Annotated in this window: 21 protein-coding genes; 16 read left to right on the top strand and 5 right to left on the bottom strand. The window is 67.2% G+C overall.

Features of this window, described 5'->3' with window-relative positions; genetic code table 11:
• Nucleotides 1–1,353, bottom strand: a 1,353-nt coding sequence (locus tag AU198_RS08530; protein ID WP_064347531.1) for a septum formation family protein, incomplete at its 3' end; no start/stop codon positions are given.
• Between the two features lie 93 nt (nucleotides 1,354–1,446).
• Between AU198_RS08530 and serS the strand changes: the two genes are divergently transcribed.
• The 3 genes from serS (at nucleotide 1,447) to AU198_RS08515 (ending at nucleotide 4,509) form a co-directional block, all read left to right on the top strand.
• Complete coding sequence (gene serS / locus AU198_RS26390; RefSeq protein ID WP_064347529.1) at nucleotides 1,447–2,706, top strand: serine--tRNA ligase; 1,260 nt, start codon at nucleotides 1,447–1,449, stop codon at nucleotides 2,704–2,706.
• A 79-nt stretch (nucleotides 2,707–2,785) separates the two neighbouring features.
• Nucleotides 2,786–3,934 carry a zinc-dependent alcohol dehydrogenase gene (locus AU198_RS08520; protein ID WP_064347527.1) on the top strand — a complete coding sequence of 383 codons (1,149 nt, stop codon included), beginning with the start codon at nucleotides 2,786–2,788 and terminating at the stop codon, nucleotides 3,932–3,934.
• Between the two features lie 11 nt (nucleotides 3,935–3,945).
• Complete coding sequence (locus AU198_RS08515; RefSeq protein ID WP_064347525.1) at nucleotides 3,946–4,509, top strand: hypothetical protein; 564 nt, start codon at nucleotides 3,946–3,948, stop codon at nucleotides 4,507–4,509.
• Here the strand turns inward: AU198_RS08515 and AU198_RS08510 are convergent.
• Together AU198_RS08510 and AU198_RS08505 are read right to left on the bottom strand one after the other, a co-directional pair.
• Nucleotides 4,506–4,838, bottom strand: a complete 333-nt coding sequence (locus AU198_RS08510; RefSeq protein WP_064347524.1) for a hypothetical protein — start codon at nucleotides 4,836–4,838, stop codon at nucleotides 4,506–4,508. The genes AU198_RS08515 and AU198_RS08510 overlap by 4 nt on opposite strands.
• Entirely contained in the window at nucleotides 4,835–6,385 is a 1,551-nt protein-coding gene (locus tag AU198_RS08505) for an MBL fold metallo-hydrolase (RefSeq protein ID WP_064347522.1), read from the bottom strand. Before AU198_RS08505 ends, AU198_RS08510 begins: the two co-directional genes overlap by 4 nt.
• Before the next feature lie 176 nt (nucleotides 6,386–6,561).
• Here AU198_RS08505 and AU198_RS08500 point away from each other — a divergent pair, with 176 nt between their 5' ends.
• Genes AU198_RS08500 through AU198_RS08490 form a run of 3 tightly spaced genes read left to right on the top strand, consistent with a single transcriptional unit; the run spans nucleotide 6,562 to nucleotide 8,946 of the window.
• Complete coding sequence (locus tag AU198_RS08500) at nucleotides 6,562–7,338, top strand: lysophospholipid acyltransferase family protein (protein ID WP_064347520.1); 777 nt, start codon at nucleotides 6,562–6,564, stop codon at nucleotides 7,336–7,338.
• 5 nt (nucleotides 7,339–7,343) lie between these two features.
• The gene (locus AU198_RS08495) at nucleotides 7,344–8,105 is read left to right on the top strand and encodes a lysophospholipid acyltransferase family protein (RefSeq protein ID WP_064347518.1); all 762 of its coding nucleotides are present in this window, start codon (nucleotides 7,344–7,346) and stop codon (nucleotides 8,103–8,105) included.
• A gap of 25 nt (nucleotides 8,106–8,130) precedes the next feature.
• The gene (locus AU198_RS08490; RefSeq protein WP_064347569.1) at nucleotides 8,131–8,946 is read left to right on the top strand and encodes a Cof-type HAD-IIB family hydrolase; all 816 of its coding nucleotides are present in this window, start codon (nucleotides 8,131–8,133) and stop codon (nucleotides 8,944–8,946) included.
• Between the two features lie 3 nt (nucleotides 8,947–8,949).
• Here the strand turns inward: AU198_RS08490 and AU198_RS08485 are convergent, their stop codons facing one another.
• Nucleotides 8,950–10,506, bottom strand: coding sequence for an N-acetylmuramoyl-L-alanine amidase (locus tag AU198_RS08485; RefSeq protein ID WP_502689274.1), 1,557 nt, complete (start codon nucleotides 10,504–10,506; stop codon nucleotides 8,950–8,952).
• Nucleotides 10,507–10,699: 193 nt separating this feature from the next.
• The gene (locus AU198_RS08480) at nucleotides 10,700–11,599 is read right to left on the bottom strand and encodes a hypothetical protein (protein ID WP_064347515.1); all 900 of its coding nucleotides are present in this window, start codon (nucleotides 11,597–11,599) and stop codon (nucleotides 10,700–10,702) included.
• A 224-nt stretch (nucleotides 11,600–11,823) separates the two neighbouring features.
• On the opposite strand from AU198_RS08480, the gene glf reads away from it, so the two are divergent.
• From glf to fadD32, 10 genes are all read left to right on the top strand, one after another.
• The gene (glf, locus tag AU198_RS08475; RefSeq protein WP_197416066.1) at nucleotides 11,824–13,038 is read left to right on the top strand and encodes a UDP-galactopyranose mutase; all 1,215 of its coding nucleotides are present in this window, start codon (nucleotides 11,824–11,826) and stop codon (nucleotides 13,036–13,038) included.
• Nucleotides 13,035–14,972, top strand: a complete 1,938-nt coding sequence (locus tag AU198_RS08470) for a glycosyltransferase (protein WP_064347510.1) — start codon at nucleotides 13,035–13,037, stop codon at nucleotides 14,970–14,972. Before glf ends, AU198_RS08470 begins: the two co-directional genes overlap by 4 nt.
• Nucleotides 14,965–15,537, top strand: coding sequence for a phosphatase PAP2 family protein (locus AU198_RS08465; RefSeq protein WP_082690925.1), 573 nt, complete (start codon nucleotides 14,965–14,967; stop codon nucleotides 15,535–15,537). Before AU198_RS08470 ends, AU198_RS08465 begins: the two co-directional genes overlap by 8 nt.
• A gap of 38 nt (nucleotides 15,538–15,575) precedes the next feature.
• Entirely contained in the window at nucleotides 15,576–16,508 is a 933-nt protein-coding gene (locus AU198_RS08460; protein ID WP_064347508.1) for a decaprenyl-phosphate phosphoribosyltransferase, read from the top strand.
• Nucleotides 16,486–18,558, top strand: a complete 2,073-nt coding sequence (gene aftB / locus AU198_RS08455; RefSeq protein WP_064347506.1) for a terminal beta-(1->2)-arabinofuranosyltransferase — start codon at nucleotides 16,486–16,488, stop codon at nucleotides 18,556–18,558. Before AU198_RS08460 ends, aftB begins: the two co-directional genes overlap by 23 nt.
• Before the next feature lie 643 nt (nucleotides 18,559–19,201).
• Nucleotides 19,202–20,251, top strand: a complete 1,050-nt coding sequence (locus tag AU198_RS08450; protein ID WP_064347504.1) for an esterase family protein — start codon at nucleotides 19,202–19,204, stop codon at nucleotides 20,249–20,251.
• A 194-nt stretch (nucleotides 20,252–20,445) separates the two neighbouring features.
• Nucleotides 20,446–21,333 carry an alpha/beta hydrolase-fold protein gene (locus AU198_RS08445; RefSeq protein ID WP_064347563.1) on the top strand — a complete coding sequence of 296 codons (888 nt, stop codon included), beginning with the start codon at nucleotides 20,446–20,448 and terminating at the stop codon, nucleotides 21,331–21,333.
• A 57-nt stretch (nucleotides 21,334–21,390) separates the two neighbouring features.
• Nucleotides 21,391–21,846, top strand: a complete 456-nt coding sequence (locus AU198_RS08440) for a DUF732 domain-containing protein (RefSeq protein ID WP_064347502.1) — start codon at nucleotides 21,391–21,393, stop codon at nucleotides 21,844–21,846.
• 18 nt (nucleotides 21,847–21,864) lie between these two features.
• On the top strand, nucleotides 21,865–22,869 hold the full coding sequence (culp6, locus tag AU198_RS08435) for a carboxylesterase Culp6 (RefSeq protein WP_064347500.1): 1,005 nt from the start codon (nucleotides 21,865–21,867) through the stop codon (nucleotides 22,867–22,869).
• 168 nt (nucleotides 22,870–23,037) lie between these two features.
• Nucleotides 23,038–24,927, top strand: coding sequence for a long-chain-fatty-acid--AMP ligase FadD32 (gene fadD32, locus AU198_RS08430; protein ID WP_064347498.1), 1,890 nt, complete (start codon nucleotides 23,038–23,040; stop codon nucleotides 24,925–24,927).
• The last annotated feature ends 3 nt before the right edge of the window (nucleotides 24,928–24,930 follow it).

The raw sequence follows: 24,930 nt of genomic DNA, 5'->3' as shown, positions 1-24,930 counted from the left end.
TGTTGGGGGCAGCGGCGCGCCCGGCGGAGGTGGTGGGGCGCCGGGAGCCGGCGGGGGCGCGCCGTTGATGAAGGTGTTGCCGGGCGCGGGCTCGGTCGGTGCGCCGCCCTGATGGACATCAGGCGACTGCTGACCGTGAGTCGACTGTTGGTCGCTGCCATCGCTCGAGCTGCCGCTGCTGCTGCCACTGTCACTGCTGCTGCCACTGCTGGAGGACTGGCCGCTGGAGGACTGGGAGGTGTTGACGGGCTCGTTGTCGGTGATCGGGATCGGCGGGAAGTTCAGCCGCTCTTCGGGGATGTCCGGGGGCGGCACCGGCGGCTGACCGTTGATCAGCAGCGGGCCCTTGGCGCTGTTGAGCAGCGTCGACCAGCCGCCGTTGCCCAGCGTGGCGCCGATGCTGCAGGACACCTGACGGCTGCCCGCCGCCCAACTCGGCAGCGAAATGGTGCTGTAGATCAGCGTCAGCGTGGTGCTGCGCAACTCGATGGGCGCCAGGTAGGCATCCGTCATCCGGGTGCACGCGTCTTTGATGAAACTGTCCTGCTCGGGCTCGGGAGGCAGCCCGCCGGGGAACCTCTCGGCGAGGTTCACCGCGCCGGTGACCTCCATCGCGTGCGGCGCCGCGCAGTCGACGGGGATGTCGGTGGGCTGGTTGGTCGTGGGGTCGATACCCAGGCAGGTGCCCGCCGGCCACACCTTGGACTGGTCGACTTCGGCCACCTTGCCGGAGAACGGCAGCTGCTGGTTGTTGGGGCCGGGCAGCTGCAGCCCGCACAGCATGCGGCGCTCGCCGGATTGGCGCCAGGCCTTGTCTCCGGACCACAGCATGCTCACGGTGAAGCGGCTGTTCGGGTCGAAGCGCGGGCCCAGGTAGTTCTTCACGGCCGTGGAGCACTGCTCCTGGCTGATCTGCTGGATGCGCGCGCTCGACGGTGGCGCGGCGTCCGGTCCGTATTCACTGCCGGGGAAGGTCCGCATGTCCACGGACTCGGCGACCTCGAACCGGTGCTCCTGGCTGCAGTCGACGATCTCGGCGGCGTCGGGTGTGCGGTCGGGCCAGTTGAGGCAGTCGCCGGCCTTGGCGTGTTCGAACGTCGCATTGCCCCGCGGGCCGAGGGAGATCGTGCTCGCGGTCAGCCCGCTGGCGCCGTCGGTCTGCGGCAGGGCGGTGATGAGGCCCGCAATCAGCAACCCACCCAGAGCCGTCAGCACCAGCGCCCGGCGCGTCGGCGTGGCGTGCAGACTGGTCCACCACGCCACCCGCTCCGACGCCTGTGTGTCGCCTTGCTGCGGGTCGGCGGGGTCGTGCTCGCCGAATGGGCGACCGGGTGCCTCCAACATCTGCTCCATTGTGACAGGCGTGTCAGGTGCTGTGACAAGTGATGCAGTTGTAAAGTTATGCGGTTGTGCTGGCCTGGGGAATCGACCAGTAGGGTTGCGCCCGTGATCGACCTCAAGTTGCTGCGCGAAAACCCGGATGCGGTCCGTGCCTCGCAGCGCGCCCGCGGCGAAGACCCGAGCCTCGTCGACGCGTTGCTCGAGGCCGACTCCGCGCGCCGGGCCGCGGTGTCGGCGGCCGACAATCTGCGCGCCGAGCAGAAGGCCGCGAGCAAGAAGGTGGGCAAGGCCTCACCGGAGGAGCGGCCCGCGCTCCTCGAGCAGGCCAAGCAGCTCGCCGAGAAGGTCAAGGCCGCCGAGGCCGCGCAGGCCGACGCGGGGAAGGCGTTCACCGCGGCTCACATGGCGCTCTCGAACGTGATCATCGACGGGGTGCCCGCGGGCGGGGAGGACGACTTCGTCGTGCTCGACACGGTCGGTGAGCCGCCGCGTATCGACGACCCCAAGGATCACGTCGAGCTCGGTGAGTCGCTGGGCCTCATCGATCTCGAACGCGGCGCCAAGGTGTCCGGCGCGCGGTTCTACTTCCTCACCGGGGCAGGCGCTCTGCTGCAGCTCGGTCTGCTCCAACTGGCGGTCAGGCTGGCCACCGAGAACGGGTTCACGATGATGATCCCGCCGGTGCTCGTGCGCCCAGAGGTCATGGCCGGCACGGGTTTCCTCGGTGCGCACAGCGAAGAGGTCTACCGAATCGAGTCCGACGACCTGTACCTGGTCGGGACCTCCGAAGTCCCGCTTGCCGGATATCACGCCGACGAGATCCTCGACCTGTCCGGGGGACCGCTGCGCTATGCGGGCTGGTCGTCGTGCTTCCGGCGTGAAGCGGGCAGCCACGGCAAGGACACCCGCGGCATCATCCGCGTGCACCAGTTCGACAAGGTCGAGGGCTTCATCTACTGCAAGCCCGAGGACGCCGAGTCCGAACATGAGCGGCTGCTGGGCTGGCAGCGCCAGATGTTGGCCGATATCGAGGTGCCGTACCGCGTCGTCGACATCGCCGCGGGTGATCTCGGGGCCTCCGCGGCGCGCAAATTCGATTGTGAGGCTTGGGTTCCCACCCAGCAGACCTATCGGGAGCTGACTTCGACGTCGAACTGCACGACGTTTCAGGCGCGCCGGCTGGCGGTGCGTTACCGGGATGAGAACGGCCGCCCGCAGATCGCGGCGACGCTGAACGGAACGTTCGCGACGACGCGGTGGCTGGTGGCGATCCTGGAGAACCATCAGCAGCCCGACGGCAGCGTCCGGGTACCACAGGCGTTGAGGCCCTATGTCGGTACCGACGTGCTGACGCCGGTGCACTAGGCGCCGCCGGCCGAAGCGGATTTGTTTCGCGCGCCCGCACCGGGGTAAAGCATCGCAACCCGACCCTAGGAGGCGCGCCGTGAAGGCGATGGTTTACCGCGGTCCGTACAAGATACGGGTGCAAGAAAAGGACATCCCGGCGATAGAGCATCCGAACGACGCGATCGTGCGGGTAACGCTCGCGGCGATCTGCGGTTCGGACCTCCACCTCTATCACGGCATGATGCCCGACACCCGGGTCGGAATGACCTTCGGCCACGAGTTCATCGGCGTGGTCGAGCAGGTCGGCCCGTCGGTGCGAAACCTCAAGCCCGGCGACCGCGTCATGGTGCCGTTCAACGTCTTCTGCGGCTCCTGCTGGTACTGCGCTCGGGGGCTGTATTCGAACTGCCACAACGTCAATCCGAATGCCACGGCGGTCGGCGGCATCTACGGCTACTCGCACACGTGCGGCGGATACGACGGCGGGCAGGCCGAATTCGTGCGGGTGCCGTTCGCCGATGTGGGCCCGGCGATCATCCCGGACTGGATGGCCGACGAGGACGCGCTGATGTGCACCGACGCGCTGGCCACCGGCTACTTCGGCGCGCAACTCGGTGACATCGTCGAGGGCGACGTCGTGGTGGTGTTCGGCGCCGGACCGGTCGGGTTGTACGCCGCCAAATCCGCGTGGCTCATGGGTGCGGGCCGGGTGATCGTGATCGACCACCTCGAGTACCGGCTGGAGAAGGCCCGCACGTTCGCCCATGCCGAGACCTACAACTTCGTCGAGTACGACGACATCGTCGTGGAGATGAAGAAGACCACCGGCTATCTCGGCGCCGACGTCGCGATCGACGCGGTCGGCGCCGAGGCCGACGGGAACCTGCTCCAACACGTGACCGGCGCGAAGCTCAAGATGCAGGGCGGTTCTCCGGTCGCGCTGAACTGGGCGATCGACTCGGTGCGCAAGGGCGCCACCATTTCGGTGGTCGGGGCCTACGGGCCGATCTTCTCCGCGGTCAAGTTCGGTGACGCGCTCAACAAGGGACTGACGCTGCGGATGAACCAGTGCCCCGTCAAACGTCAGTGGCCACGGCTGTTCTCGCACATCCAGAACGGCTATATCAAGCCCAATGACATTGTCACGCACCGTATCCCGCTCGAGCACATCGCCGAGGGATACCACATTTTCTCCGCCAAGCTCGACGACTGCATCAAGCCGGTCATCGTGCCCGACGCCGCCTGAGGGAGATCGTCATGACCTACACCGCCGACCGTCCACCCGTGCCCAGCCCCGACGATCTGCGCGCCCGCATCCCGGGTTGGGGCGCCGACCTCGACCCGGCCGACAGGCCCTCGGTGCCCAAGCTGAAGCCGGTCGAGACCGGCGCCCACTGGGACTTCCCCGAGCGGCAACCCGAGAAGTGGCCGAGGGAGCGGTCCATCGAGCATGAGTTCCTCACACCGGTGTTCGGCACGTCGACGCCGCCGCGGGGGCTCTCGGGTGCGATCCGGCGTTACTCGTACCGCACGTACAGCGAGGGCCGTGCCGCGCACTGGCTGCTGCTGATCCTCGCCGACCGCGTGGACGCCGTCGAACACCACCTGCAGTCGCTGCTCAGCCTGCGCCCGGACAACCCGATCACCGAGACGGGCGTCAAAACCGAGTTCACCTACAACGGCCTGGCCGCGCGCGCGAAAAGCAAACGGGCCGACGCCAATCACATGTGGTTGGACCCGCTGATCGTGGGCGGCCCGTGGGTGGCGATGGCCGGGGCGGGGCTGCTGGCGGCGCGCCGGCTGCGCCGCAACCGCGGCTAAGGCTGCAGCAGCTCGTCGAGGACTTCGATGAGCTGGTCGGGGTGTTCGGGCGTGAACGCCGGGCGCCACCGGTTGCCGTCGACGTCGAGAGTGACGAGCCTGTCCTTCAGCGGCCTGCGCATGTCCAGCGGCAGCCAGCGGCGCAGATCCGAACTGCCCCAGAACCGGTAGCGGTGCACCCAGTTCAGCGGCGATACGGTGTACCCGCGGATCGATCCCAGCGGAATGATCTTCGATGTCCCCGAGGGGAAGTGGTACCGGCGCAGCGTGACCGCCTCCCGGTCGACCTGAACCATGCCGTCGTCGTAGAGTTGTTGCGGGACAGTCACTTCCGCGTACTCCGCAACTCGTGGCCCTTGGTGGTCAGGCAACGTCCGTTCTGCAGATTCCACTGCCACCCGTGCAGGTTGCAGGTCAGCGTCGAACCCTCCACGACGCCGAACTTGGACAGGTCGGCCTTCAGGTGCGGACATCTGCGCTGGATCTCCCAGCCGTCCAGGGTGATGGATGCCGAGTCGTCGTGCGCCTCGGCGAACCAGCCGTCGGCGTATGCGATTCGCTCGTCGGTCAGGCACTTGAAGAAGGTGTACAGGTACTCGTTGTATCCGCCGACCCGCCACGCGCGGAACCGGGTGGACAGGAAGATGGTGTTGACCCAGTCCGGCTCGTTGTCGCGCAACACCGTGCGCACCAACTCCGGCGGAATCGCGAAACCGTAGCGGAACTTCTCTGCGGTAACCGGTTCGCGCACAATGCGTTTCGGAAAGTCGAGGACCACCGTTTCGGAGCCGAGCCTCAGCTCGACCGGGTAGCCGATGCCGTCGCAGATCTGATCGCTCTGGATCATGATCGGCTCGAATGCCGTGCGCAGCGGCTCCAGCAGTGACTCGCCCGCCGCGTCGGCCCAGCTCGCCTTCTCCGCGGCCAGCACCGGCGCCATCCGCTCGGCGTAGTGGGCGATGTAGTCGGCCTTGCCGGTAGTGAAGATCGCCTCCACCTCGGCCTCTGGCAGCGGGTGGTTCAGCGAATCCAGTTGTGAGCCGGTGAATTCAGCCGTCGAGCCCGGAATCAGCAGCAGCCCGCCGTCGTGGCCGTGCGCGCGCATCTGGTCCAGGAACACCACCTGGTCGGGAAAGATGTTGGCCGGATCGTCGTGGTCGTCGTTGAGGTCGCGCAACTCCGGATCGAGGAAGCACGGCGGGCCCGCGGACGGGATGACCCAGCTGGCCCCGACCTGCGCGATGTACTGACGGCAGCGGTCCATCTGGCGCTGACGTTTCTGGATCCCGAACGCCTCCTTGGCGCGCGCGGGCATGTCGTAGACCATCGGGTACCAGATGGCGCCCGAGTACTGGAGCATGTGCACGTCGACGTGGCCGAAGTCGGCGTGCACCACATCGAGATCGACGGGCCGGGCGTCGTTCATGTTGAACGCCACGGTCTGGCCGTCGTCGACGATGAGCCCGGAGTCACCGATCGGGCCGTCGGCCGGGGCGCGCAGCGCGATGATCATCACACCCAGATCGCCCTTGGGCCCGGACACGGTGTGGCGCACCGAGTCGGTCGTCTCGAAGAACCGGTGAAAGCCCAGCTTCTCGAGTTCGCGACGCAGATCGGGCACCGGATAGTCCGGTAGCAGCACGGCCGCGTCCTTGTTGACGTGCTCGCGCAGCAGTTTGGGGTCGAAGTGGTCGCGGTGTAGGTGCGACACGTACAGGTAGTCGCAGTCGCCGAGCACGTCCCAGTCCAGGGCGCTGTTGTCGGGGAACGGGAACCACGACGCGAAGTACGCCGGATTCACCCACGGGTCACACAGGATGCTCCCGGCCGCGGTGTCGATGCGGAAACCCGCGTGGCCGATGCTGGTGACCTGCACAAATACCCTTCCTGCCAAGGTGGCTGCTTGCGGCGATTCTAGCCGCCGAATGCCCCTGTTCGTCCCACGCGGGGCCGCACCGGCTTCGAACGCCGCGTGCGGAGCGCCGGGCCGGTAAAACGTCGCCGGACTCGGCAGCGCCGACCTCGAAGGTCCGCGCGACTAGGCTGCCTGATGTGGAACCGGTATACGGCACCGTCATCGCGCTGGCGCGGATGATCTGGCGCGTGCAGGGGCTCAAATTCACCGTCACCGGTATGGATAACCTGCCGAGGACCGGCGGCGCGGTCATCGCCATCAACCACACGAGCTATTTCGACTTCACCTTCGCGGGGCTGCCCGCCTACCGGCAGGGGCTCGGCCGCAAGGTCCGGTTCATGGCGAAAAAAGAGGTCTTCGACAACAAGATCACCGGACCGATCATGCGCAGCCTGCGCCACATCGAGGTGGACCGAGACAGCGGCGCCGACTCGTTCGCCCAGGCATGCCAGAAGCTCAAGGAGGGTGAACTGGTCGGCGTCTACCCCGAGGCCACGATCAGCCGCAGCTTCGAGATCAAGGAGTTCAAGTCCGGCGCGGCCCGCATGGCGATCGCCGCCGACGTGCCGATCGTCCCGCACATCGTCTGGGGCGCCCAGCGGATCTGGACCAAGGGACACCCCAAGAAGATGTGGCGGCCCAAGGTGCCGATCTCGATCGCGGTCGGCGAACCGATCCCGCCGACACTGCCGGCGCCGGAGTTGACCACGCTGCTGCACTCGCGCATGCAACACCTGCTGGAGCGTGTGCAGGACGAGTACGGCGCGCATCCGGCCGGCGAGTTCTGGGTGCCTCACCGGTTGGGCGGTGGTGCGCCGACGCTCGCCGAGGCCAACCGGATGGACGCGGAGGAGGCGGCCGAGAAGGCGGCCAGGCGCGCTCAGCGTCCCGACCCCAGCGGAGCGACCGGGTAGCCGCCATGGAGCCGGTCTTCTACACGCTCGAGGTCCTGGTCAAGGCGGCGGTCAGGATCAACGGCTACCAGATCAGCTACCGGGGCCTGGAGAACATTCCCGCCGGCGGGGGTGCGGTGATCGCGATCAACCACACGAGCTACGTCGACTGGCTGCCCGCCGCGCTGGCGGTGCATTATCGCAAGCGGCGCCTGAGGTTCATGATCAAAGAAGAGATGCAGGACGTGAAGGTCGTCAACTTCCTGATCCGTCGCACCGGCACGATCCCGGTGGATCGCCGTGCCGGCGCGGGGGCTTACGCCGTGGCTGTCGAACGCCTGCGCGCCGGTGAGCTCGTCGGCGTCTATCCGGAGGCCACCATCAGCCGAAGCTTCGAGCTCAAGGACTTCAAGACCGGTGCGGCCCGGATGGCGCGCGACGCCGACGTGCCGATCGTCCCGCTCATCGTCTGGGGTGCGCAGCGGCTGTGGACCAAGGATCATCCCCGTCGTCTACGTCGCAACAGGATTCCGATCACGGTGCAGGTGGGTAACCCCGTACGGGCCCGCGAGACGATGGAGCAGACGTTGCAGGAGTTGCGTTCGGTGATGACCGAACTGTTGCACGAGGCGCAGCGCGACTATCCGCACCCGGAAGGGGTGCACTGGGTGCCGCGTCGACTCGGCGGCTCCGCACCCACCCTGGACGAGGCGAAGGTGCTCGACGAGGCCGAATTGGCCGAGCGGGCCCGCAAGCGTGCCCTGCGCGAAACCAAGAGTCGCCGGTGAGCCCCGGCCCGCGGTGGTCAGCGCTGTGAACACGCCCCTGCTGATCGCCTCCGACGTCGATGGGACCTTGCTCGACGACGACGAGAAGGTCTCTGCGCGCACCAGGGCCGTGGTCACCGCCGCGGTGGAGTCGGGCGCGGAGTTCATGATCGCCACGGGACGGCCGCCGCGGTGGGTGCAACCGGTCGTCGATGCGTTGGGCTTCGCCCCGATGGCGGTGTGCGCCAACGGCGCGGTGCTCTACGACCCCGCCAACGACCGCATCGTGTCCGCGCGCACGCTGACCACAGACGTGCTCGCCGAGCTCGCCGAGATCGCGACGCGGGCGATCCCGGGGGCGGGCCTGGCTGTCGAGCGGGTGGGCAACAGCGCCCACGACGCCGCCACCCCGCAGTTCGTCAGCTCGCCCGGATACGAACACGCGTGGCTCAATCCGGACAACACCGAGGTGTCGTTCGAGGACCTGCTCAGCGCGCCGGCGGTCAAACTGCTCGTTCGTAAGGCGGGCGCGCGCAGCTCTGACATGGCGGCCGCGCTCGCCGATCACATCGGGCACGTTGCCGATATCACGTACTCGACCAACAACGGCCTGATCGAGGTCATGCCGGTCGGCATCAGCAAGGCCACCGGGGTCGCCGAGGTGGCCGAACCGCTGGGCATCAGCGCCGACGACATCGTCACATTCGGCGACATGCCCAACGACGTGCCGATGCTCCAGTGGGCCGGGCTGGGAGTCGCCATGGGACACGGCCATCCGGCGGCGCTGGCCGCGGCCGACGAGGTCACCTCCACCAACAACGACGACGGCGTCGCGCGTGTGCTCGAGCGCTGGTGGGCCTAGGCCTCAGGTGCTGATCGGTGGGGTGAATCGCTCGAGTTGCACGGGCGGGGTGTCGAAGTCCGGTTTCGGCAGCTCCACGGGGATCCCGTCGAAAACGCGTGTCACCGTGCCTTTCTCGCGGTCGAAGTTCAGCGTGCCGTGCTGGAAGTTCTGCACGATCCACAGCGGCTCCTGAATTTCACCGCTGGTCGGCAGTCCGAGCGCACCACGTTCGAAACCCAGTGCCCCCCACGCCCTGTAGATCTCGCCGGTGACCGGTTCGGCACCGCTCTCCGGTGACCAGTAGATCGCACCGCGCTCGAACGTGACATAGCGGGCGCCGCCCTCGCCCGAGGCCTCCAGCGATGTGGGCCTGCCCAGCGGGCTCTTCATCGCGCCCATGGCTTCCCACTTCGCGAATATCGCTCCGCCGCGCAATGATTCGGCGAGGTCGTCGGGCCCCGGCGGTTGGTTGAAGCGTGCGGCGATGTCGCGGATGTGATCCATCAGCGCGTACGCGGCGTTACCGGGGCACTCTGTGGCGCCGACGTCGCGGTGGGTGAAGATCGCGGGCAGCAGTGGTGTCGCCCCGGTCGGGAACTTCGAGAACGACCCGCCACCTGAGGCCAACACCACGGTGCCGCGGGGGTCGACGTGGTCCAAGCCCAGTCGCCATCCCAGCAGCCGGGCCGTGGTGCGCAGCTGAATCGGTGTCGGGGGCACCATCTCGAAGTTGCCCATCATCGCCACACCCCAGGTGTCGCGGTTGAAGCCTCCGGTGTGCGCGCCCTCGACGGGTCGGGTGATACCGCCGGCGCGTCCCTCGAAGACCTGCCCGAACTTGTCGACCAGGGCGTTGTATGCGATGTCGCACCAGCCCAGCGTGCGGGTGTGGTACTCGTAAATCGAGCGGATGATGCCCGCCGAGTCCTGCGGGGCGTATTCGTTGCTTCCCGCGGTGTGGTGCACCACCCCCGCCCGGACCCCGAGATCCAGCCGCGGATCTCCGCACCGCATCGATTCGTCGGCGCCCCACTGCGCGCGGTTGATGATGTTGGGCGGGACCCCGGGCGCGCTCACCGCCGACGGGGGAGGCAGCGTGTCGACGGGCGGCGCCTGCGGCGGGCTGATCAGCACCGCGTTGAGGTTCTGTCCGAAGGAGTGCTCGGTGTTCGCCGGGACGTAGCCCAGTTCCGGGATCTTGGGCGCTGCATCCTGGGTCTTGGGCGCGTCGGGCGGGCGGGTCACCGCGATCTGCACCGTGGTGGTGCGGCCCACGAAGACGGGTTCGGTGCCGACAGGCCCCTCGGTCGGAGTGTCCGGGCCGACACCCTCGAGGGGTTCGGCGTCGTACCAGGGCCCCCAGGTGCCGTCGGACTTCTTGGCGCGCACCCGTGCGGTGGTGCCGGTGAAGTCCTGTGCGGTCAGCGCCACCATCGAGAACGGCGTGTCCTGGTGAAGCTCGCGGATCGTCTCCCCGCCGCCGAGCCCGGTCAGCGGTTGCTGCGCCAGGTGCGGCGCCTCGGTGATCGCTTCGTCGTCACCGTCGCCGGGCAAACCGAACAGCGCCATCGGCAACATCACGACCGTCGCCGCAAGAGCGGTGAACAGAAGCGACGGTGTGGGACGGCGAGTCGGCACGGCCTGATGTTACGTATGTGCCAGCTGATGCTCGTGGTACGACACGGTTCCAAGCAGAACTGATCGACTGCCTAACCTGCACCGGCACCGCAGAGCCGAAGCGGCTTCTGCGGTGCCGTCTGGTGACAGGTATCTAAGCGCCGGGTGTTGGTGCCGGCACGGGGGCCGGAACCGGGGGCGCCGCCGGTGCGCCGGGCGGCTTGGCCGCCGACATGATCGCCGGCATCACCATGCCCTTGAGCAGGTCGATCGCCTGTCCCGCGCCGAGCTGATCGGCCATGCTGGACAGCTCGCCGATGATTCCGCCGCTACCCGAGGTGCCGGTGGCCGCGGGCATCGTCGCCAGCGAGGGATCGCCGAGGATCGGATAGGTGCCTGCGGCCGGGTCCAGCCCGATCGGCGCCGCGATCGGCACCTCGCTCGGAGCGGGCAGTCCAGTGGCCGACGAGATCGGCGTGGCGCCCAGCGCCGGATCGGTCAGCGCCGGCGGCGTCGACAGTCCGGGCGTGGTCAGGCCCGGCGTGGTCAGGCCGGCGTCACCGGTCGGGCTGGTCAGCGCCGGGCTGGTCAGCGCGGGGTTGGTCAACGCCGGATCGGTCAGTGAAGGTGCGGTCGCGGTGACACCGGGAACCGTCGCGCTCGGGGCCGTCAGGCTCGGAGCCGTCAGGCCGGGCGTGCTGAGCCCGGGCGCGGTCAGGCTGGGCGACGTCAACTCGGGCGTGGTCAGCGCCGGTGTGGTCAGCCCCGGAGACGTCAGCGTGGTGGGCGAGCTCGATCCCGTCCCGGTCAGCATTCCGGTCGGCATCGGCGGAAGGTTGATGCCGAACTGCGAGAGGCCCTGGGACAGGGCTGACATCAGCTCGTTCGGAAGATCGGTGATCGTTGCCGCCTGGACGAATTCGCGGTGCTGGGGGGCCGGCTCGGTGGCCTCCGACAGCTCGGTCACGGCGACTACTGCAGCGGGACTCGCGACTGCCAAGGCCAGGACTGCGCTCGTGGCTGTCGACAGCCTGCGTCGACGTCGGTTCGGCACGGAAGTCTCCTCAATACATGGGCTACGACTATTAGTGGTCGCTTTGTGGTTCGGCTAGGCGATTCAGGTGAACAGCCCAGGTCGTGCGCTGTCGGTAGTCGGAACCGACGTGATCGACGGTACTGATGTGACTACTGAGACGAAAGTGACGATATGTAATCGTGAGCCGATCGCAATATTGGGCTCCTGTCGGATTCGGGCGCGATGGTCGCGGTCGGATACCCTTGCTGCCGATGACAGCTCGTTATGACCTCATTGTCGTCGGCTCCGGATTCTTCGGCCTGACGATTGCCGAGCGCGTGGCAACCCAGCTGGACAAGCGGGTTCTCGTCATCGAGCGCCGCCCGCACATCGGCGGTAACGCCTACTCCGAGGCCGAGCCGCAGACCGGCATCGAGGTACACAAGTACGGCGCGCACCTGTTCCACACCTCCAACAAGCGGGTCTGGGACTACGTGAATGAGTTCACCGAGTTCACCGGATACCAGCACCGGGTGTATGCCATGCACGGCGGGCAGGCCTACCAGTTCCCGATGGGGCTGGGGCTGGTGTCGCAGTTCTTCGGCAAGTACTTCACTCCCGATGAGGCGCGACAACTGATCAGGGAGCAGGCCGCCGAGATCAAGACCGAGGACGCGCAGAACCTCGAGGAGAAGGCCATCTCGCTGATCGGGCGCCCGCTCTACGAGGCGTTCGTCAAGGGCTATACGGCCAAACAGTGGCAGACCGATCCCAAAGATCTGCCCGCCGCCAACATCACCCGGCTTCCGGTGCGCTACACGTTCGACAACCGCTACTTCAACGACACCTACGAGGGGCTGCCGGTCGACGGCTACACCAGGTGGTTGGAGAACATGGCCGCCGACGACCGCATCGAGGTCCGGTTGGACACGGACTGGTTCGACGTCCGCGACACCCTGCGTGCGCAGAACCCCGGTGCGCCGGTCGTTTACACCGGGCCGCTCGACCGGTACTTCGACTATGCCGAAGGACGGCTGGGCTGGCGCACGCTCGACTTCGAGTTGGAGGTGCTCGAAACCGGGGACTTCCAGGGCACGCCGGTGATGAACTACAACGACCTCGACGTGCCCTACACCCGGATCCACGAGTTCCGGCACTTCCACCCTGAGCGCGCGTACCCGACCGACAAGACGGTCATCATGCGCGAGTTCTCCCGGTTCGCCGACAACGACGACGAGCCCTACTATCCGATCAACACCGAAGCCGACAGAGCGTTGCTGGCCGCTTACCGGGCCCGGGCCAAGGCCGAAACCGCTTCTGCGAAGGTGCTGTTCGGGGGCAGGCTGGGGACCTACCAGTACCTGGACATGCACATGGCCATCGCCAGCGCGCTGAGCATGTACGACAACACACTCGCACCGCATCTGAATGAGGGTGTGCCATTGACCGAACCGGGCCCAGAAAGCAGTAGCGCATGAGCGAGATTCCTTCCGGCGCACTGGAATCCATCGAATCAAAGGCGGTCGGCCTGCTGGCCCGCGTGATTCTGCCGCGTCCAGGCGAACCGCATGACGTCCGCAAGCTCTACATCGAGGAAGCGGAGACCAACGCCAAGCGCGCGCACGCGCCGTCGCGCACCGAACTCGAGATCGGCACCGAGTCGCAGGTGTCGTTCGCGACCTATTTCAACGCGTTTCCGGCGAGCTACTGGCGGCGTTGGTCGATCCTGCAATCGGTGGTGCTTCGGGTCGAGCTGACCGGCAGTGCGCGCGTCGACGTCTACCGGTCCAAGGCCACCGGCGCGCGGATCACCGTCGGCGGTGCCCCGATCGTCAGCGAGCGCGACGGCGAACCCGCCCATGTCGAGTTCGAGGTCGAGCTGGGACCGTTCGAGGACGGGGGTTGGATCTGGTTCGACATCGCCACCGACGCCGCCTCGACATTGCACCACGCCGGCTGGTACGCCCCGGTGCCCGCGCCGGGCCGGGCCAACATCGCCGTCGGCATTCCGACCTTCAACCGCCCCGCGGACTGTGTCAACGCGCTGGCGGCGCTGACGTCGGATCCGTTGGTGGACGAGGTGATCGGTGCCGTCATCGTCTCCGATCAGGGAAACAACAAGGCCAAGGACCATCCGAATTTCGGCGAGGTGGCGGCCGCCCTGGGGAACCGGTTGACCATCCACAATCAGCCCAACCTCGGCGGCTCCGGCGGCTACAGCCGGGTGATGTACGAGGCGCTGAAGAACACCGACTGCGAACAGATCCTGTTCATGGACGACGACATCCGCGTCGAGCCCGACTCGATCCTGCGGGCGTTGGCGATGAACCGGTTCGCAAAGACACCGACGCTGGTCGGCGGCCAGATGCTCAACCTGCAGGAGCCCTCGCACCTGCACGTCATGGGCGAGATGGTCGACTCCGAGAACTTCATGTGGACCAACGCGGTCAACACCGAGTATGACCACAACTTCGCCAAACACGCGCTGGCGGACGAGGATTCGGAGCGCAGCAGACTGCTGCACCGGCGCATCGACGTGGACTACAACGGCTGGTGGATGTGCATGATCCCGCGCCAGGTCGCCGAGGAGCTCGGCCAGCCGCTGCCGCTGTTCATCAAGTGGGACGACGCCGATTACGGCCTGCGCGCCGGTGAGCACGGCTATCCGACCGTCACATTGCCCGGCGCCGCGATCTGGCACATGGCATGGAGCGACAAAGACGACGCGATCGACTGGCAGGCGTACTTCCACCTGCGCAACCGACTGGTCGTCGCTGCGCTGCACTGGGACGGCAACGTCAGGGGGCTGATCGCCAGCCACCTCAAGGCGACACTCAAACACCTGCTGTGCCTTGAGTATTCGACCGTCGCGATCCAGAACAAGGCGATGGACGATTTCCTGGCCGGACCGGAGCACCTGTTCTCGATCCTGGAGTCGGCGCTGCCCGAGGTGCGCAAGATGCGCCAGGAGTATCCGGATGCGGTGGTACTGCCGAGCGCGGCCGAACTTCCGACACCTTCGGACAAGCGTTGGCGCAGAAAGGTGCGGATCCCCACCAATGCGCTGGCCATCTCGACGCGGTTGTCACGCGGCGTGATTCACCAGCTGCGGCCGCATGACCCCGAACACCATCGTCGGCCCCAGATCAACGTCGCCACCCAGGATGCCCGGTGGTTCTCGCTGTGTCGGGTGGACGGTGTCACCGTGACAACCGCCGACGGCCGTGGTGTCGTGTACCGCCAGCGCGACCGCGAGAAGATGTTCGAACTGCTGCGGGAATCGCTCAAGCGCCAGGCGCGGCTCGCGCGAAGGTTCAACCGGATGCGCAAGGTGTATCGCGAGGCGCTGCCGACTCTGACGAGCAAGCAGAAGTGGGAGACGGTCCTTCTGGAGTCGTCTGCACATGGATGAGAGCTCGCTCCTGCGCCTTGCGGGCGAGGACCCGGCTCTTCGCCCGCGCGACCAGCGCGGCGAGGAGGCCGCTCTGGTCGCGGTGCAGTCCGCGCTCGGTGACCGCCCCGCCGTCCTGTCGGCCGCGCGCGCACTGTCCCATTTCGGCGAGCACAGCCTGGGCTGGTTGGCAATCGCCGTGTTGGGAGCGCTCTTTCAGGCCGACCGTCGGCGCGACTGGCTGACCGTGGGGGCCGGTGCATTCGCCGCACACGCCGCCGCGGTTCTGATCAAGCGGGTGGTCCGCCGCGAACGGCCGCACCACCCCGCGATCTCGGTCAACGTGGGCACACCGAGCCGGCTGAGCTTCCCGTCCGCGCACGCGACGTCGACCACGGCGGCGTCGGTGCTGATGGCCAGGGTCACCGGGCTGCCGCTGCCGGCGCTGCTGGTACCGCCGATGGCGTTGTCGCGGTTGGTGCTCGGCGTGCATTACCCCAGCGACGTCCTCACCGGCGTCGCCGTCGGGGCTGTCGTCGCCAAGGCCGTCGGCACGGTGGCCGACCGCGCCGAAGGGAACGCATGAGCATCTCCAGTGACAGCAGCGCAGAGAGCGTACGGCCTATGAGCGAAAAACCGGCACCGAGTGGACAACCGGCATCACAGAAAGGCCCGCCGCGTAACGCCGCGACCGGTTTGATCAAGGCGATCCGGCCGCGGCAGTGGGTGAAGAACCTGCTCGTGCTGGCCGCGCCGATCGCCTCCCTCGGCGGCGACGTCCAGTACGACTACGGCGGCGTCGCGGTCAACATCCTCGTGGCGTTCGTGTCGTTCTCATTGGCGGCCTCGTCGATCTATCTGGTCAACGACGCGCGGGACGTGGAGGCCGACCGCCAGCATCCCACGAAGCGGTTCCGGCCGATAGCGGCCGGCGTGGTGCCGGAATGGTTGGCCTACACCGCATCTGTGGTGTTGGCGGTTGCGGCGCTCGGCATCTCGGTGCTCGCGTCGCTGAACCTGACGGTGGTCATCGCGGTATACATCGCGATGCAGTTGGCGTACTGCTTCGGGCTCAAGCACCAGGCGGTGCTCGACATCTGCATCGTGTCGTCGGCGTACCTGATCCGCGCAATCGCCGGTGGCGCTGCGGCGGGCATCCCGCTGTCGCAATGGTTCCTGCTCGTGATGACGTTCGGTTCGCTTTTCATGGTGGCCGGCAAGCGGTACGCCGAACTGCAGCTCGCCGAACGCACCGGCGCCAAGATCCGAAAGTCTCTGGAGAGTTATACGGCGTCGTATCTGCGCTTCGTGTGGACGTTGTCGGCCACCGCGATGGTGCTCTGCTACGGCCTGTGGGCCTTCGAGCGCGACGGCTCCACCGCGTCGTGGTATGCGGTGACGATCATTCCGATCACCATCGCCATCCTTCGGTACGCGGTCGACGTCGACGGCGGATTGGCCGGGGAGCCCGAGGAGATCGCGCTCAAAGACCGGGTTCTGCAGCTGCTGCTGCTGGCGTGGATCGGGACCATCGGTGCCGCCGTCTTCCTCAGCTGAGACCACCCGCCCGCCGGCGCCGGGCGGATGGGTCGGTGAGATCGAACGCAGCCTCGCCCGCTGGCCCGCGTTCCGGTACGACAACACGGTCCGGATCAGCCTGTGGCTCAGCGTGCTGGTGGTCGTGGTGCTGTTCGGCTGGGGCGCATGGCAGCGGCGCTGGATCGCCGACGACGGTTTGATCGTGCTGCGCACCGTCCGAAACCTGTTGGCAGGCAACGGCCCGGTGTTCAACGCCGGTGAGCGCGTCGAGGCCAACACCTCGACCGTGTGGACCTACCTGGTCTATCTCGGCGCACTGGTGGGCGGTTCCGTGCGGTTGGAGTACGTCGTGCTCGTCTTGGCGCTGGTGCTCAGCCTTGCGGGTGTGGCCTTGGTGATGTTGGGCACCGGACGGCTGTATGCACCGAGCCTGCAAGGCAGGCGTGCGCTGATGCTGCCTGCCGGCGTACTGGTCTACATCGCGCTTCCGCCCGCGCGTGACTTCGCCACCTCCGGACTCGAAAACGGTTTGGTGCTGGCGTATCTGGGCCTGCTGTGGTGGATGATGGTGTGCTGGTCCCAGCAGCCGCGCGGCCACCGCGCCGCGGCTCCTGTCCTGCGCGCAGGCGCACCGGTGATCCGCCGACAACCCCTGGCAACCCAGGCCTCGCGCCCGAGCAGTCGAACCTTCGACGTCGCACTGGCTTTCGTTGCCGGCCTGAGCGTGCTCGTCCGGCCCGAACTGGCGTTGATCGGCGGGTTCGCACTCGTGATGATGCTGATCGCGGCACGCGATTGGCGTCGCCGCGCGGTGATCGTCGTCGCCGGCGGCCTGCTTCCGGTGGCCTACCAGATTTTCCGGATGGGCTACTACGGCCTGGTGGTTCCCAACACCGCGGTGGCCAAGGACGCGAGTGGCGCGAAATGGTCGCAGGGCTTCGTCTACTTGGCGAACTTCAATCAGCCCTACCTGTTGTGGGCGCCGGCGATCCTGCTCGCCGGGCTCGCTGGGGTCGTCTGGGTCATCCGCGGCCGTCCCCGTCCGAACCGCGGTGCGTTGGCCCCTGGCTCCGGGCGCCTGGCGCGGATGGTGCAGAGCCCCGCCGCGGTGGTGATCTTCTTCCTCGTCAGCGGTCTGCTGCAGGCGATCTACTGGATCCGTCAGGGTGGGGACTTCATGCACGGCAGGGTGCTTCTCACACCGCTGTTCGTCATGCTGGCGCCGATCGCGGTGATCCCTGTCGTACTTCCCGACGAGACCCGGATGGCCCGCGGCGCGGGTTACCTGTTCGTCGGCGCCACCACCGTGTTGTGGTTGGCGGTCGCGGGATGGGCGCTGTGGGCGGCCAATTCGCCGGGAATGGGCCGGGACGCCACCCGCGTCACGTACTCCGGAATCGTCGACGAGCGGCGGTTCTACTCTCAGGCCACCGGCCATGCGCACCCGCTGACCGCCGCGGACTACCTGGACTATCCGCGGATGCGCGCCGTGCTCGAGGCGTTGGAGAACACACCCGACGGTGCGTTGCTGCTGCCGTCGGGCAACTACAACCAGTGGGACGTGGTGCCCGCGCTGCCGCCTCCACCGGATGCGCCGGACGATTACCGAGGCCCGCACACGGTCTTCTTCACCAATCTCGGGATGCTGGGCATGAACGTCGGGCTCGACGTCCGGGTCATCGACCAGATCGGGCTCGCCAATCCGTTGGCCGCACACACCGAGCGCCTCGAGGACGGCCGAATCGGCCACGACAAGAACCTGTTCCCCGACTGGGCGATCGCGGAGGGGCCGTTTCTCAAAGAGCCCCCGTACATTCCGGGTTACGTCGACGAGGACTGGGTCAGACAGGCCGAGGCGGCGCTGGAATGCCCGGAGACCGACGCGATGCTGAACTCGGTGCGCGGCCCGATGACCCCGCGGCGGTTCCTGTCCAACCTCGTGCACGCCTACCAGTTCACGCAGTACCGGATCGACCGCGTACCCCTCTACGAGCTCGCACGCTGTGGGTTGCCGGTGCCGGAACCGGTATCCGAGCCGTACACGGGGATGCCCGCCACAGGTCCGTAACGCCGCGACCCCTCTGGGCCGATAGACAAACGCGAACTGCTCTTTCGCTGCGCCCGAGATATGAACGGATGGACCGACCTGTGCGAACCTGGCTTCGCCGCGCGTTGGCGGTCGGTGCGGCGCCCCAGGCCGACGCATTCTCCCGCGCGGGACTTTCCCGTCGGGTACCTGGCGGCCCACCACCCGCATCAGTTCGCTTATGCGGCGGCGCTTTCGGGTTCCGGAACCCGTCGGCGCCGTCGATGAATCAGGCGATCCGGGACAGGTTGGCGTCCAACAACACTCGGCTGTGGATTCACTGTGCCCCAGGGGGATCCGCGCCATCGGACGTGGGTGCCGACAGCGTCGAATCGATGGCGGTGAAGAACGACAAAGACTTCCAGACGGCCTACCTGACGGCCGGAGGAAACAACGCCACGTTCGAGTTCCCTTACCAGGGAAATCACGCGTGGCGGACTGGGGTGCGCAACTGTGAGCCCTGAAACCAGACCTGGTCGCAACACTCCGCGGCGGAGCGGCGTGACCAGGGTGGACATCTCTCGAATGGGAAGATCACGCCGACGTGTGGTTGACTGCACGGGTTACGCGGCTTGCCTGAGGGGCGGTTCCGCGTGCGGCATACAACAGATGGGATAGATGAAGCATGAAGTTCGTTGGCAAGATCCGGGGTGCCTGGATCCGCCGGCTTGCGGGAGCCGCCCTTGCGGCCGCCGTGCTGCCCGGCTTGATCAGCGCCATCGGAGGCTCGGCCACCGCGGGGGCTTTCTCTCGTCCGGGTCTGCCGGTCGAGTACCTCATGGTCCCGTCCGCAGGGATGGGCCGCGACATCAAGGTTCAGTTCCAGAACGGCGGACCGAACGCACCGGGCGTGTATCTGCTCGACGGTCTTCGTGCACGCGATGACTTCAACGGCTGGGACATCGAGACCGCTGCTTTCGAGTGGTACCTGGACTCCGGCCTCGCGGTGATCATGCCGGTGGGTGGCCAGTCCAGCTTCTACAGCGACTGGTACAAGCCGGCCTGCGGCAAGGCAGGCTGCTCAACCTACAAGTGGGAGACGTTCCTGACCCAGGAACTGCCCGCGTACCTCGCGGCCAACAAGGGCGTGAACCCGAACCGCAATGCCGCAGTCGGGCTGTCCATGGCCGGATCGGCCGCGATGACGCTGGCGATCTACTACCCGCAGCAGTTTCAGTACGCCGCCTCGCTGTCCGGCTTCCTGAACCTCTCCGAGGGTTGGTGGCCCATGCTGGTCGGCCTGTCGATGGGTGACGCCGGCGGCTACGAGTCCGAGGACATGTGGGGTCCGTCGAGCGATCCCGCGTGGAAGCGCAACGACCCGATGGTCAACATCGACCAGCTGGTCGCCAACGGCACCCGCATCTGGGTGTTCTGCGGTAACGGCAAGCCGGCCGAGATCAACGGCCGCGTCGCCGGTGACAACTTCAACGCGAAGTTCCTGGAGAGCTTCACGCTGCGCACGAATGAGACGTTCCAGGAGCAGTACCTGGCCGCGGGCGGCAAGAACGGTGTGTTCAACTTCCCGCAGGGCGGTACGCACGACTGGCCGTACTGGGGCCAGCAGCTCCAGCAGATGAAGCCGGACATCCAGCGCGTGCTCGGCGCCACGCCGCAGCCGTCGACCCCGATCGCGACCGAGGCCTCGGTCACGACGACGGATGCCGGTAACTGACTGGTACGCCAATAGGTTCATAGTCGGCGGCGGCGATCCTGCGGGGTCGTCGCCGTCGGCTATTTGTGCTCCTCGTGTCCGCGGCGGCTTTTCGCTCCTCACGTCCGCGGCGCCCTTTTCCGACCACGCCCGCGGCCGTGTGTGATTGACTACCTCGCGCGGGGACAGCAGACCAAGGTGAGGTGGGCGAGCCGATGCAGGGGATCTTCCGGGCGATCTTGACCGTGGCGCTGGCCGCCGGCTTGTGGACCGCGGGTACGGCCCTCGCGCCGAAGGCCGAGGCGCAAGTCGAGATGCTGATGGTGCCGTCGGCGGCGATGGGACGCGACATCCCGGTCGCATTCCAGGGCGGCGGTCCGCACGCGGTCGTGCTGCTCGACGCGTTCAACGCCGCGCCCGACGTCAGCAACTGGGTCACCGCGGGCAACGCGATGAACACCCTCGCGGGTAAGGGCATCTCGGTGGCCGCGCCCGCCGGCGGCGCGTGGAGCATGTACACGAACTGGGAGGCCGACGGCAGCCGGCAGTGGGAGACGTTCCTCGCCGACGAACTGCCGAACTGGTTGGCCGCCAACAAGGGCCTGGCGCCGTCGGGGCACGGCATCGTCGGTGCGGCGCAGGGCGGCTACGGCGCGATGGCGATGGCCACCTTCCATCCGGACCGCTACCGCTTCGCCGGCTCCCTGTCCGGCTTCCTGACCCCCGAGCGCACCGGCGTCGACGGCGCCATCACCGCCGGGCTCGCTCAGTTCGGCGGCGTCGAGACCCGCAACATGTGGGGACTGCCACAGCTGGGCCGGTGGAAGTGGCATTCGCCCAATGTCCATGTGCAGTTGCTGGCCGACAACAACACCCGGTTGTGGGTGTGGAGCGCCCCGGCCGGCGGGTGCACCGATCCCCCCGCGATGATCGGCTACTGCGACATCGCACAGGGCACCAATCGCGAGTTCTACCAGCACTACCGCTCCGTCGGCGGCAAGAACGGACACTTCGACTTCCCGACCAGCGGTACCCACGACTGGGGTTCCTGGAGCGGTCAGCTCGCGGCCATGAGCGGCGAATTGGCGGCGACGATCGCTTAGCCGGCGAGCCGCACTTCAGAACCGGGACCGCATGTCGGCAGCCGGTACCTTGGAGGAGTGCAACGCTCGGTACGGACGACTGCGGCAGGGTCGCTGCTGATAGCTTCGGCGACGGCGTTGTTGACCGGGTGTTCCGGCCCCGATGTCATGGCGGCCATGGGTTTGCCGACGTCGGAGGCGGCGCCCGCGCCCGGCCAGCCCAGTGAGCCGTCGGCCCCGCCCTCGGCGACCGGGCACTCCAACTCGCTCGTGCTGACCGATCGGCAGAAGGGCTATCTCGACGCTCTCACCACGGCCGGGGTGACACCGTCCAGCGACCTGCTGGCGTTACGCATCGGGTCCTACGTGTGCCAGGCCCGTGCCGCCAGGCACGACGACCAGAAGGTCTGGGATTCGATCTATCCGCTGGTGCGCGGCGATGCGATGGATCACATCTCCGGTAGAAAGCCGACCGTCAACGTGCACGCGGCGACCGCCGATTACATTCGCATCGCAACCGAACGACTCTGCTAGCAGGAGCCCAACCGATACATGGCCACTACCAACCGGCGGAAACGCCACCGTATCCTCGCGCTCGTCGCGGCCGGCGCGATGGCGCTCGTGGTGGTGCTACTCATCATCATCGTCGTGGTGATCCTGCGAAAGCCCGAGGGCCCGACCGGGGTCCCGCCCACGGCCGTGCCGCCGACCGGGATCAGCCCGACCAAGAAGCCGCGACCGGAGTTCCAGGACGCGAGCTGCCCCGATGTGCAGATGATCTCCGTTCCGGGCACCTGGGAGTCCTCACCGCAACTCGACCCGTTCAACCCGACTCAATTCCCGATCGCGCTGCTGCTGGGCGTCACCAACCCGATCCGCGGGCAGTTCGCGAACGACCGGCTCGAGGTGTTCACCGTCCCGTACACGGCGCAGTTCCACAATCCGTTCTCGCAGGACGGCCAGATGACCTACAACGACAGCCGCGCCGAGGGCTTCAACGCGACGGTCAAAGCCATGACGGAGATGAACGAGCGCTGCCCGCTGACCAGTTACGTGATCGTCGGGTTCTCACAGGGCGCCGTCATCGCAGGGGACATCGCCAGCGATATCGGCAACGGGCGCGGCCCCGTCGACGAGGACCTGGTGCTGGGTGTGACGTTGATCGCCGACGGCCGCAGGCAGACCGGTATCGGCGTCGACGTCGGCCCCAATCCGCCTGGTCAGGGCGCCGAGATCACGCTGCGCGATGTGCCGATGCTCGACGGTATGGGCCTGGCCATGACGGGCCCGCGGCCCGGCGGGTTCGGAATGCTCAACGATCGCGTCAAGGAGATCTGCGCTCCCGGCGACCTGATCTGCTCGGCGCCGCCGGAGGCGTTCAACATCATGAACCTGCCCAAGACCATCGACATCCTGCTCGGCGGTGCGGGGCAACCGATCCACGCGATGTACGCCACCACGCAGTTCTGGAATCTCGACGGGCTGTCGGCCACCCAGTGGACGCAGCGCTGGGCGCAGGAACTGATCGATAACGCCCCGCAGCCGAAACATGGCTGACCTGTGACCAGACCTGATTTGGACGGCGACAGCACGTCACTTAACATTAAGAAAAAACTAAGAGCATTTAGTGGATAGCCGACCGGTACGATTTTGCGGGGGTTGGGGGCGGCTCGGGGATCATGCGATTCGGCATCCAGAAGTGTGTGCCGTTGACAGGAGAGTGCGATGGGGTTCCATAACCCGTTCATCAAGGATGGACTGATCAAGTTTCCCGACAACGGGAGCCTGGTCAAACACGTCGAACGATGGGCGAAGGTGCGTGGAGACAAGCTCGCCTACCGCTTCCTGGACTTCTCCACCGAGCGCGACGGAGTCGCCCGCGATCTGCACTGGGCCGACTTCGGTGCCCGCAACCGCGCGGTCGGTGCTCGTCTGCAACAGGTCACCCAGCCCGGTGACCGGGTCGCGATCCTGTGCCCGCAGAACCTCGACTATCTCGTCGCGTTCTTCGGCACGCTGTATTCGGGCCGCATCGCGGTGCCGCTGTTCGACCCGAACGAACCGGGCCACGTGGGCCGCCTGCACGCCGTGCTCGACGACTGCCATCCGTCGGCGATCCTGACCACCACCGAGGCCGCCGAGGGTGTGCGCAAGTTCTTCCGCACCCGCCCGGCCAACCAGCGTCCGCGCGTGATCGCCGTCGACGCGGTGCCCAACGAGGTCGGTGCCACCTGGGAGCCCGTCGAGGTCGACGAGCACACCATCGCCTACCTGCAGTACACCTCGGGTTCCACGCGGATCCCGACCGGTGTGCAGATCACCCACCTGAACCTGGCCACCAACGTGGTGCAGGTGATCGAGGCGCTGGAAGGCGAAGAGGGCGACCGCGGTGTGTCCTGGCTACCCTTCTTCCACGATATGGGCCTGATCACGGTGTTGCTGTCGCCGATGCTGGGCCACTACATCACGTTCATGACCCCGGCCGCCTTCGTGCGCCGCCCCGGTCGGTGGATCCGCGAAATGGCCCGCAAGGAAGGCGACACCGGCGGGACCATCTCGGTGGCCCCGAACTTCGCGTTCGACCATGCCGCGGCCCGCGGTGTACCCAAGGACGGCGAGCCGCCGCTGGACCTGTCCAACGTCAAGTGCATCCTCAACGGCAGCGAGCCGATCTCGGCGGCCACCGTGCGGCGGTTCAACGAGGCGTTCGGCCCGTTCGGTTTCCAGCCCAAGGCGATCAAGCCCTCCTACGGTCTGGCCGAGGCGACGCTGTTCGTGTCCACCACGCCGATGGAGGCCGAGCCGACGATCACCCTGGTCGACCGCGACGAGCTCAACAACCACCGCTTCGTTCCCGTTGCGGAGGACTCACCCAAGGCCGTGCCGCAGGCCGGCGCCGGCAAGATCGGCATCGCCGAATGGGCGGTCATCGTCGACAACGACACCGCCACGGAACTGCCCGACGGACAGATCGGCGAGGTCTGGATCAGCGGTCAGAACATGGGCACCGGATACTGGGGCAAGCCCGAGGAGACCATCGCGACGTTCCAGAACATCCTCAAGTCGCGGACCAACCCGTCGCACGCCGAAGGTGCGACCGACGACGCGACCTGGGTGCGCACCGGCGACCTCGGCGCCTACTACGACGGCGAGCTCTACATCACCGGTCGCGTCAAGGATCTGGTGATCATCGACGGACGCAACCACTACCCGCAGGACCTGGAGTACTCCGCGCAGGAGGCCACCAAGGCGCTGCGCACCGGGTTCGTTGCGGCGTTCTCGGTGCCCGCCAACCAGTTGCCCGACGAGGTGTTCGAGAACGCCCACTCCGGACTCAAGCGCGATCCCGACGACACCTCCGAACAGCTGGTGATCGTCGGTGAGCGTGCGCCCGGCGCCCACAAGCTCGACATGGGTCCCATCGCCGACGACATCCGCGCGGCGATCGCCGTGCGTCACGGCGTCACCGTGCGCGATGTGCTGCTGACCCCCGCCGGCGCAATCCCACGCACGTCGAGCGGCAAGATCGGCCGTCGCGCGTGCCGCTCGGCCTACCTGGACGGCAGTCTGCGCAGCGGGAAGATCGCCAACGCGTTCCCCGACGAGACAGACTGAGAC

The organism is Mycobacterium sp. GA-1199 (assembly GCF_001500045.1).
GTDB lineage: Bacteria > Actinomycetota > Actinomycetes > Mycobacteriales > Mycobacteriaceae > Mycobacterium.
Note: the sequence above shows the minus strand (reverse complement) of the source record. Positions and strands in the feature narration are given on the sequence as shown.

What these genes read in the sequence shown, in the direction of transcription:
- AU198_RS08515 (WP_064347525.1), top strand. Translation starts at nt 3,946, where the DNA reads ATGACCTACACCGCCGACCGTCCACCCGTGCCCAGCCCCGACGATCTG.
- AU198_RS08495 (WP_064347518.1), top strand. Translation starts at nt 7,344, where the DNA reads ATGGAGCCGGTCTTCTACACGCTCGAGGTCCTGGTCAAGGCGGCGGTC.
- AU198_RS08485 (WP_502689274.1), bottom strand. Translation starts at nt 10,506, where the DNA reads ATGTTGCCGATGGCGCTGTTCGGTTTGCCCGGCGACGGTGACGACGAA.
- AU198_RS08470 (WP_064347510.1), top strand. Translation starts at nt 13,035, where the DNA reads ATGAGCGAGATTCCTTCCGGCGCACTGGAATCCATCGAATCAAAGGCG.
- AU198_RS08465 (WP_082690925.1), top strand. Translation starts at nt 14,965, where the DNA reads ATGGATGAGAGCTCGCTCCTGCGCCTTGCGGGCGAGGACCCGGCTCTT.
- AU198_RS08460 (WP_064347508.1), top strand. Translation starts at nt 15,576, where the DNA reads ATGAGCGAAAAACCGGCACCGAGTGGACAACCGGCATCACAGAAAGGC.
- AU198_RS08450 (WP_064347504.1), top strand. Translation starts at nt 19,202, where the DNA reads ATGAAGTTCGTTGGCAAGATCCGGGGTGCCTGGATCCGCCGGCTTGCG.
- AU198_RS08445 (WP_064347563.1), top strand. Translation starts at nt 20,446, where the DNA reads ATGCAGGGGATCTTCCGGGCGATCTTGACCGTGGCGCTGGCCGCCGGC.
- culp6 (WP_064347500.1), top strand. Translation starts at nt 21,865, where the DNA reads ATGGCCACTACCAACCGGCGGAAACGCCACCGTATCCTCGCGCTCGTC.
- fadD32 (WP_064347498.1), top strand. Translation starts at nt 23,038, where the DNA reads ATGGGGTTCCATAACCCGTTCATCAAGGATGGACTGATCAAGTTTCCC.